This is a genomic window from Dendronalium phyllosphericum CENA369 (assembly GCF_016056275.1).
GTDB classification, from domain to species: domain Bacteria; phylum Cyanobacteriota; class Cyanobacteriia; order Cyanobacteriales; family Nostocaceae; genus Dendronalium; species Dendronalium phyllosphericum.
The window spans coordinates 42,383-52,245 of sequence record NZ_JAECZA010000007.1; the positions used below are offsets into that span (position 1 = coordinate 42,383).

The 9,863-nt window shown below is 40.8% G+C and carries 6 protein-coding genes; 4 read left to right on the forward strand and 2 right to left on the reverse strand.

All coding sequences use genetic code 11. The annotated features are described in order from the left end of the window. Positions 1 to 143: 143 nt before the first annotated feature. Positions 144 to 1,952 carry an ABC transporter ATP-binding protein gene (locus I8752_RS03315; RefSeq protein ID WP_214430907.1) on the reverse strand — a complete coding sequence of 603 codons (1,809 nt, stop codon included), beginning with the start codon at positions 1,950 to 1,952 and terminating at the stop codon, positions 144 to 146. A gap of 802 nt (positions 1,953 to 2,754) precedes the next feature. Between I8752_RS03315 and I8752_RS03320 the strand changes: the two genes are divergently transcribed. From I8752_RS03320 to I8752_RS03330, 3 genes are all read left to right on the forward strand, one after another. Continuing rightward, the gene (locus I8752_RS03320; RefSeq protein ID WP_214430908.1) at positions 2,755 to 3,093 is read left to right on the forward strand and encodes a hypothetical protein; all 339 of its coding nucleotides are present in this window, start codon (positions 2,755 to 2,757) and stop codon (positions 3,091 to 3,093) included. Between the two features lie 244 nt (positions 3,094 to 3,337). Further along, entirely contained in the window at positions 3,338 to 4,465 is a 1,128-nt protein-coding gene (locus I8752_RS03325; RefSeq protein ID WP_214430909.1) for a TOMM precursor leader peptide-binding protein, read from the forward strand. After that, positions 4,465 to 5,823 (forward strand): YcaO-like family protein, encoded by a 1,359-nt coding sequence (locus tag I8752_RS03330; protein WP_214430910.1) that lies wholly within the window; start codon positions 4,465 to 4,467, stop codon positions 5,821 to 5,823. The genes I8752_RS03325 and I8752_RS03330 overlap by 1 nt, the downstream gene beginning before the upstream one ends. A 262-nt stretch (positions 5,824 to 6,085) precedes the next feature. Here the strand turns inward: I8752_RS03330 and I8752_RS03335 are convergent, their stop codons facing one another. Continuing rightward, positions 6,086 to 8,179 carry a prolyl oligopeptidase family serine peptidase gene (locus I8752_RS03335; RefSeq protein WP_214430947.1) on the reverse strand — a complete coding sequence of 698 codons (2,094 nt, stop codon included), beginning with the start codon at positions 8,177 to 8,179 and terminating at the stop codon, positions 6,086 to 6,088. 406 nt (positions 8,180 to 8,585) lie between these two features. Between I8752_RS03335 and I8752_RS03340 the strand changes: the two genes are divergently transcribed. Continuing rightward, positions 8,586 to 9,554 carry a response regulator gene (locus I8752_RS03340; protein ID WP_214430911.1) on the forward strand — a complete coding sequence of 323 codons (969 nt, stop codon included), beginning with the start codon at positions 8,586 to 8,588 and terminating at the stop codon, positions 9,552 to 9,554. Positions 9,555 to 9,863: the final 309 nt, after the last annotated feature.

Below are 9,863 nucleotides of genomic sequence, written 5' to 3' on the forward strand. Positions count from 1 at the left end.
AATTTATTGTGGAATTTAATTAGAGTATTGAATAAAGCAACGTCTTCCCATTCGTCCTTTGCTTTTCCCAAGGTGAGGTGTCGATAGATATCGCGCAAGTAGCAGCCATCGATTTTCGAGTTTCAACCGTCAATAGTCATCAGTTAACGATATTGTTTTGCCTGCATATTCCACAGTGTAGTATATTCATCTCCACGCTGTAAAAGTTCATCGTGAGTGCCATCCTCGATTAAACGACCAGCTTTCAGAACAAAAATTCGATCGGCCATTAATACTGAAGCCAGTCGGTGGGTAATCAAAATGGTAGTTTTGCCTTGAGTTAATTCAACAAAACGCAGGTAGAGTTCATACTCACTACGGGGGTCAAGCGCAGCAGTCGGCTCATCTAAGAGCAGTAATTGAGCTTCTTTGCGGACAAAAGCACGAGCTAGAGCTAATTTCTGCCACTGACCTCCAGAAAGTTCTGTACCACCAAACTGCTTACCTAGCGGTGTATTCTCTCCTGTGGGAAAGCGATTAACTAAGTTAACTATATCAGCTTTTTCAATCGCATATTTGAGCAATTCTGGACGCTCTAAAGCTTCTAAGTTTCCTAAAGCGATATTTTCTCGCAAGGTGAGCGCATAGCGGCCAAAGTCCTGAAATACCCCAGTAATTTGCTGTCGCCACTGCTCTAAGTTTAAATTCTTCAGGTCTATACCATCGACTAAAATACGTCCTTTTGTCGGATCGTATAATCTAGTCAACAGCTTGACTAAAGTAGTTTTGCCCGCACCATTTTCTCCTACTATCGCTACTGTTTCTCCAGGATAAAGAGTAAAAGATATATCTTTGAGTGCCCATCCACTATCTGGATAACGAAAGTGAACTTTCTCAAAAGTAATACCAGAACGTATCGGTGTGGGGATTTTCTCTCCTGGTATACTCAGTGGCATTGAGATTGTGCTATCCAGAAAGTTGAAAAACTGTTGCATATAAAGAACATTTTCAAACAGTTCTAGCCAATTCCCGACAAATCCTTCGAGATTTTGCTGAAAGTAAGTCAACGATTGTACAAATAGCAAGACACTTCCCGGACTAAATTCACCTCTAAAAGCCTTTTTAACTACCCAATAGAAAGCAAAACCATTTCCAAAAGCGCTCAAAACAGCTAAACTAGATGACCAAAACGCTTGCTTGCCCCTTAAATAGCGCATAGATTGATGTAGAGACTGAAATGCTTGCAAGTAAAGTTTCATAAAAAATGAACTTAACTGAAACAGCCTAATTTCTTTAGCGTAGCTATCAGTAAGCATCACCGAAGTATAGTATTGCATTCTCCGAGCATAAGGACTGTTTTCAAATAGAGTCAACCAAATAGTTTTTCCATACTGAGAAGAAACTACTACCTGGGGTACGGTTGCGATCGCAATTACTAATGGAATCCAAAAGGCTAAGGGAATTAATAGCCCAACCATAACTACTAAAGTCACAAAAGACCGACCTAATTCCACCAAATTCGCTAGTAAGTTTAGTGGCTGATATCTAACTTGTTCTTGGAGAAGTTGTAGCTCATCATAGAACTTAGAATCTTCAAAACGGCTTAAGTCTGGAAAAGTCTTTGCTTTACTCATCAGCATTAAGCTGATGTGAGCCGTTAATTTGTCGTTGAGGTTTCCTTGAAGCGCTAATCTCCAAGGATCTAAAAGTGTCTGTAGCAGTAAAGCTCCAACCCATCCTATTAGCAAAGGTACTAGAGTTGCGTAACCTAATTCTTCCCTAGTAGATAAAGCTGTCGCAACTGTATCTACTACCAATTTTGTAATCCAAACGCTCAAAGCAGGCAGAAACCCTTGAAATAAAGTAACAGCAACTAAAAAGACGATTTCCTTCGGTGCTGCTGTCCATAACAAGGGTAGAGAACGAAATAAGGCTTTAGTATAAACTTCAAACCAAATTCTTAAATCACTCATCAATTGAACCTTATGTTATTCAGTGCTCAATAATTCTCTAATTTCAAATTAATTGCTTACTTTTGAACTATTGCTACTATTTACACTAGAAAATCAAGAGTTTTTCACTCAAGAGTCACCACAGCCTAAACCTTAAGATATTAAGACTGAGAATCGTTAGCTGTACTCAGTTGATGCCAGGATAATTTATCTTTGCCGACGCTATCTATAACTTTAGTATTATCTAGAATCAAAATAATACTACTTAGGAAAGAACAAAAAGCTCAAGAAGAAGATATCGTGGATATTGTTATAGAAGTCAGATGCTCGAAAAGCGATATCGATTTCTGACACTTAGAGCAATATCATACCAAGTTGTCTTGGTTACTATTATTTGCTTGAAAGTCAATCCAGCAGACGACTTGATTCCAAAGAAACTAACTTTGGCAAATTGGTATAAGTTTTTGAACAGTAAGAATTTGTGGTAAATAAAAACCATGAGGTAGATGGCGTACTTATCTGTCATAATTACTTTCTGACAGATAAGTACGCTAGCAAAAATCTGACTATAAGCTTTGATTTTTCTGTTTAGCTATCGCTATAAAAGCATAGCCTTCAGGAACTAGTTATTGCTTGTTTTCAGTAATTTTGTCATCCTCAGTGGTAAAGATATTTATCTTTAGGTAAATTCTAGTTAATTCAGAAACATCAGCAACAGCGATGCCTACGGTGGGCTACGCCTACATGGAGTTGAATGCGGATTTCAGATAGTCATTGAATTTAACAACAAACGAGTAGATTGAAGTTAAAAGGAGTAAATGACATGCTTGCAGAAAAAACACTTACCCCGCAAACAATAGAAATGCGTTTAGTAGAAAGCGAGGATAAACTAAAACAAAATCTATTATCAGAAGAAGAAATAGCAGCTTTAGAAAAATTAGCAATTCCAGGGGTATTTGACTCGGAAACCAACCAAAGATGGTTTGGCAACTGTGGCGGTTGCGGTCGATGTTTCGGCTGCGGTCGATGTTATGGCTGCGGTCGATGTTCTGGCTGCGGTCGATGTTCTGGTTGCGGTCGATGTGTTGGTTGCGGTCGATGTGGTTACGGTCTCGGATTAAGTGTCATAGAAGATACTTCCGACTCAGAATTTGGATACTAAGCATTGCAGACTTAGAACTGAGAATTTTTTCTAAAGTTGTTTGAATCGCAAATTAATTATTTGCCAAACCTCTCCTCATCTTGGGGAGAGGCTTAAAATCTTTACTTATTGTTTCTCTTTTTTTAGTCGAGCGAACCAAAAAACTTTTGCAGAGCTATTTTATCTAGCAATAAAATTGACTTCTCAGGTATAAAACCGAGTTTTCATATTTTTTTGTAGAGCTTGGAAGTATAAAAGAAAGCTTATGAAATTAAACGATAGTCAGCGCCTACGTCTACTAAAACATCTAGTTTTTCGCGTTATCCCATCAGATTTTAATGGTGAGGAAACTATGATATTTAATACAACGCGACGGACATTAGAAGTTAAAGGTCAAGCCCTACACGATGTAGAAAAGATTCTTTTACCTTTACTAGATGGAAACCGAACAATAGGAGAAATACGTGCTGCTGTTTGGGAAAAAATGACAGACATATCACTAGATAAATGTTTAGAGTTTTTGATCGATAATCGTTTAGTAGAGGAATTTTCAGAAGATACAGTCGATTTAGATAGCCACGCACAGTTGCTTCCTCAACTCGGTCTGTACCATGAGCTAGGCTTTAAACAAAAAGATGCTCAGAAGCATTTAGCTAATGCCCGAATTGCTGTTTTTGGATTAGGAGGCTCAGGTTTAGTCGCAGCAATAACCCTGGCTAGTTGTGGTATTGGTTTTCTTCGCCTGTGTGACGATGCCTGCACAGTATCTTACGATTCCATGATGATGTCAAGCTGGGGACTTACTCAGGTTGGTGCTTGGCGAAGTGTGGAAGCGGCTCGACGCATCGAAGCAATGGAAGGAATAACTCAAACTGAGATTGTTACAGATCCTTTAACTGATGACGAAACAATCAATGCTTTGCTTGAGGACGTTGACTTAGTTATTGTCGCCACCGATGCAGTGCCCGTCAATTTAGCCTATCGCTTAAACCGATTATGTCTGAAAATGCAACGCCCATTACTACCAGGTGGAGCAGCTGGTATTGAGGGAACTGTTGGGCCGCTAGTCTTTTCCCATGATGGCCCTTGTTATTTGTGCTATCGGATGCGATCTATAGCGTGTGCGAAACTGCCAGAAGCAGAACTGGCTCTTGAGCGTTTTCTCGACCGAGAACGCCATTCTCAGCCACGACTCCGGGAAAACTTGCCCACAGTACATCTGTTGGTTGGTGGTTACTTAAGTCTTGAAGCAGTAAAGATGTTACTTAATTTGCCGATCGCCACTAACAGTAAACTACTGCATTTAGATGCGATCGGTACAAAGCTGACTCACAACGTTGTACTCAAAAAACCAGGTTGCCCCCATTGTTCCCAACTTCAGGAGCAAACATAGTGAATTCAACACTTGTTAGTCCACGCTGGCGCGATTTAATCAGCCCCCACACTGGTGTTATCCGCGCACTCGATAGGTTAACTAAGCCTTACACAGAATTTGAACTCCCAGTCTTATGGCAAGCTGAATTAGCACATTTCAATTTTTGCAGACAACAAGATGATTTGCGCTATGGCGTAGGTAAAGGCATGACTGATGAGCAAGCGATTATTGGTGCTATTGGCGAAGCCTTGGAGCGCTACTGCGGCAGCATTGTTGAGCGTCAAAAGGTAATTGTTAGTAGCTACGAGGAATTAAGCAATGCTTGTGATAACTCCTTTGGACAACAGATACAGCAGGGTGTAGGCGATCGCGCAGTTCCTCCTCCAGCTTTTTTCTCTTTTTCTGACAAACAATACTCTGACCCAGCTTTTGGGTTTCCAGCTTTCGAGCCAGCAATGCAGACTTCATGGGTGGCGGCGCTGAATCTTGCAAGCAACCAACAAACTTTAGTACCTGCGGCCTTGGTTTATCTCAACTTTTGCAGCGATCTCCCAGGGGATTATATTTTACCTGTCACTACTAACGGCATGGCTAGCGGCTTTTCTGTGGAGTTTGCTGCCTACAGCGGTTTGTGCGAATTAATAGAACGCGATGCTTTAATAATTACATGGTTGAATCGCCTACCTGCACCGCGCATCTATTTCGATGGTCAACCAGGAATTGAAACTGAAATTGCCCGCAACTATGCAAGATTTGGCATTGAACTGATGGCGTTTGATTTCACCACTGATATTCAAATTCCAGTTATAGCAGCAATGGCAATTGACCGTTCGGGTAAAAGCCCCAGCCTCGTTATTGGTCTGGGATGCCATCTCGATGGCCGAACGGCTCTACGTAAAGCTATCTTTGAAGTTTGCCAAGCCCGCCCTCATGATATAGAACGCATGGCTTCAGGTGCAGGTACTAATCTCCATAAATATGATGATATTCAAGATTTACAGGATCACAGTGCTTTCTTTTTCCCAGCAGCACGATTAGGCGAGTTGGACTTCTTACTTCACAACGAGCGATCGCTAAAAGTTGCAGATTTACCAACTTATACAGCTTCATCAGAACTAGAGAGATTGCGATCGACGGTCGAAAAATTGCATTCAGTAGGTGCTGATGCATATTTAGTAGATGTTACAACCCCTGACATCGCCTCGATTGGTTTTCGAGTCGTGCGGACTTTAGCAAGTCAATTAGTCCCTATATATTTTGGTTACGGTCAAGAGCCACTAGGCTCTCAACGTCTATTCGAGGTTCCAGAACGGTTAGGTTATGGTGGTCGGCGTACTGAAGATGACTTAAATCCTTGCCCGCATCCCCTTGATTAATTCGTAATTCTTGAACAGGGTGTGGGGGGTAGGGTGTGGGGTGTAGTGAAGACGGCGTTGAAAGAGGATTCTGACCCTTTAGGGCGCAAGCGCCCTGAAAGGGCGGGGCTTTTACCCTGGAGGTTGTTGGGGCTATTTCTTCCCCCACACCCCACACCCTACACCCTACACCCCGCCTCAACGGGGCTTGGTAATAATTACGAATTACGAATTATCAATTACGAATTATTTTGACTGGGCTGGTATTGCCCAGCCGACAAAACTACTCAACTTGCAAATCTAAAGTCCGCACCAAAAAAGCCCACTTATCTGCGGCTTCTTCGATAATTTTAGCTGTGGGTTTACCCGCACCATGCCCGGCTTTAGTCTCAATTCTAATCAGTACTGGTGCATCGCCTGCTTGAGCGGCTTGCAAAGCAGCAGCAAATTTGAAACTATGAGCTGGGACAACGCGATCGTCGCGATCCGCTGTGGTAATTAAGGTTGCTGGGTAAGCTGTACCGACTTTCAGATTGTGCAGTGGCGAATAAGCGTACAACACTTTAAACTCTTCCGGATTCTCTGGGGAACCATATTCGGAAGTCCAAGCCCAGCCAATGGTAAATTTATGGAAGCGCAACATATCCATCACACCGACTGCTGGTAAGGCTGCGCCAAATAAATCGGGACGCTGAGTCATACAAGCACCCACTAGCAAGCCACCGTTACTACCACCAGCGATCGCTAATTTTGGAGGTTTTGTGTACTTATTGGCAATCAACCACTCAGCTGCGGCAATAAAGTCATCAAAGACGTTTTGCTTTTTCTCCTTCATCCCTGCTTGATGCCATTCTTCGCCGTACTCGCCGCCACCCCGGATGTTAGGCATGGCATAAACACCACCCATCTCCATCCATACCAACGTACTCACAGAAAAGCTAGGGGTCATCGAGATATTAAAACCACCATAACTATAAAGGTAGGTGGGATTATTTCCATCTAATTTAACGCCTTTTTTATGAGTAATAAACATTGGCATTTGCGTGCCATCTTTACTTTTGTAAAAGATTTGTTTTGTCTCGTAATTATCAGGATTAAAATCTACTTTTGGCTGACGAAACAGTTCGCTTTTTCCAGTCACCATGTTGTAGCGATAAATAGTGCCGGGTGTTGTAAAGCTGGTAAAACTATAAAAAGTTTCTGTGTCAGTACGCTTCCCACCAAAGCCACCAACCGCACCGAGTCCGGGTAATTCTACCTCGCGCACAAATTTACCTTTGAGGTCAAAAATTTTGATTTGCGAGCTAGCATCTTGGAGATAATCAGCAACAAACTGGTTATTGATGATGTTAACACTTTCTAGAGTTGCCGCAGTTTGAGGAATAATTTCTCGCCAGTTTTCTTCAGCGGGTTTGTTAATATCAATAGCAATGACTCTACCACGCGGCGCATTTAAATCGGTGCGAAAATAGAAAATGCTTTCGTCGCGGTCGATAAAGCTATAATCTGCTTCAAATTGATTAATTAATTCTACGACTTCAGAATTTTGGTTAGTCAAATCTTTGTAGAAAACCAAATTTTTGGAATCAGTTCCCAACCAGACTGAAATTATCAAATAGCGTCCATCTTCAGTAACTCCGCCACTAAAACCCCATTCTTTATAGTCTGGACGATGATAAATTAGTACATCTTCAGATTGAGGAGTACCTAGTTTGTGATAGAAAAGCTTTTGATAATAGTTGACATCTTCAAATTTGCTATTTGCATTTGGCTCATCATAGCGACTATAAAAAAAGCCATGATTATCCTTTGTCCAAGATGCCCCAGAAAATTTAATCCATTTTAGGTGGTCTTGTAAATCTTTCCCGGTTTCGACATCGCGGACTTTCCACTCTTGCCAGTCAGAACCCGAACTAGATAGACCGTATGCTAAAAGTTTACCATCATCGCTGATAGACAAACCTGAAAGAGCAACAGTGCCATCTGCTGAGAGTTTGTTGGGGTCGAGTAAAACTTTGGGTTCTGCGTCGAGGGTTTTCAAAGTATAAAGGACGCTTTGATTTTGCAGTCCATCGTTTTTCAGATAAAAATAGCGTTCGGTAGTACCATCTTGCAATTTGCCTTCTTTAAATGGGATGCCATATTTTTCGTAATCCCAAAGTTTAGTCAGGCGTTGTTTAATTTTTTCTCTAACAGGAATTTCTTTCAAATAGGCAAAAGTAATTTTATTTTCTGCCTCAATCCAGGTCTTTGTTTCTTCTGAGTTAGGGTCTTCTAACCAATGATAAGGATCTGCAACTAAAGTATTATGATAGTTATTGACGCGATCGCTCTTGCGACTGGGTGGGTATGTTAAGCGTTTTTCAGAATAGGGCATAATTTGAGATGGAACTCTTCTAGGGGCAAAGTACTCAAAAACTGGAGTAATGGAATGAGAATTTACCCATTTTCTCAATTTCCCATTGTCATCATCTCCGATCGAGTGCCAAACAGAGGAAGTTTCAGGTAGGATTTTTTCTCTTGTTTGGGCTACTATCTTTGAATCTAACTTAGTCTGAGCTATAGTAACAGTATTAGGTAGCAAGTAACTACATACTATAACTGTTGCCAAAAATCTTACTAGAAATCGACCTAATGAAGCTCCGAGCATTTTAAAATTAAAAATATTGTGTTAATTGCAAAAACTTAAAGTAGTAAAGGTTAAGTTAGCTGTGATCCAAAATGAGTTTAACTATGATTTTCAAAAAATCAGAGACCAGATAGAGACACTATACAGTTATATAATGCAGTCGCCAATCGAGCAACAAAAAGTAGCGGCAGCATTGAAAACTCTTGACATTTCTATAGGAAACCTAGAATTACTTAGAGAAGAAATGCAGGCTAGTTTAGAAGCAATGGAAATCATTGAAGAACAAGTGTTGCACCAAAATGAAAAACTCATCAAAGAACGTCAGCTTTATTATAATTTATTCAAATTTGCACCTAATGCTTATTTGGTAATAACTACTCAAGGAATAATTAAAGAAATAAACTATACTGCTGCTGCATTATTAAATATGTTACCCAGTTTGCTAATTGGCAAACCATTAATCAATTTTGTCTCTCAGCTAGAACGTCCATTGTTTCGTACCAAACTCAACCAGTCGTTAAACGTCAAGTCTGTGCAAGAATGGGAAGTATCTATCTGTCCGCGTAACAGTCAAGCTTTTGATGCTTTACTCTTAGTAAAACCTGTGCGAGACGCTGCAAAAACACAGAGTTTACTACAGTTATGCTTGCATGATATTACCAAGTACAAGCAAACTGTAAAGCAATCGCAATTAGCAGCAAGTCAACAGTCTGTCTCGAACGTACCTGTGGAAACACTTCATAGGCTTGATGGTTTACACATACTCTTTGTAGATGACGAGGCCGATACCCGCGAGTTGATTGCAGCAGTGCTAAAGCAATATAGAATAATGGTGACAACTGTTGCCTCAGTAACAGAGGCCCTCTCGGAATTAGAGCGATCGCGCCCCGATATTATCATCAGTGATATCAGGATGCCTGAGAAAGATGGCTATGCTTTGATTCAAAAAGTAAAAGCATTAGAAATAGAGAAGGGATGGCAAATTCCGACTATTGCCTTTACAGCTTATCTTGGAGAAGACCGAGCAAAGGTACTGGGAGCAGGTTTTAACTCGCATTTACATAAATTAGCAGAGCCAATGGAGTTGATTGCAATGATTGCACAACTGACAGGAAGAGGCTGAAGAAGCTACTTTAGTTGTTTTCTTGAAATGATTTGTCAAGAGAATTGGCTAATTTATCCAATTGCGATCGCCAATCTCGGCAAGCAACAGCGGTAGAAAGCACGAATACCGCTGTTGTACTTGTTGCAAAGGATTTTACATAGTTTAACTGTAGTGTTTCTTGATTTTTACTACTTACTATGTCGAATAAATCCTCATTTTCCTATCTGTCATACCTATCGTCTCGGTCATACCTGTCGTTTCGGTCATACCTATCGTTTCGGTCATACCTATCGTTTCGGTCATACCTATCGTTTCGGTCATACCTAT

What these genes read in the sequence shown, in the direction of transcription:
- I8752_RS03315 (WP_214430907.1), bottom strand. Translation starts at nt 1,952, where the DNA reads ATGAGTGATTTAAGAATTTGGTTTGAAGTTTATACTAAAGCCTTATTT.
- I8752_RS03320 (WP_214430908.1), top strand. Translation starts at nt 2,755, where the DNA reads ATGCTTGCAGAAAAAACACTTACCCCGCAAACAATAGAAATGCGTTTA.
- I8752_RS03325 (WP_214430909.1), top strand. Translation starts at nt 3,338, where the DNA reads ATGAAATTAAACGATAGTCAGCGCCTACGTCTACTAAAACATCTAGTT.
- I8752_RS03335 (WP_214430947.1), bottom strand. Translation starts at nt 8,179, where the DNA reads ATGCCCTATTCTGAAAAACGCTTAACATACCCACCCAGTCGCAAGAGC.
- I8752_RS03340 (WP_214430911.1), top strand. Translation starts at nt 8,586, where the DNA reads ATGCAGTCGCCAATCGAGCAACAAAAAGTAGCGGCAGCATTGAAAACT.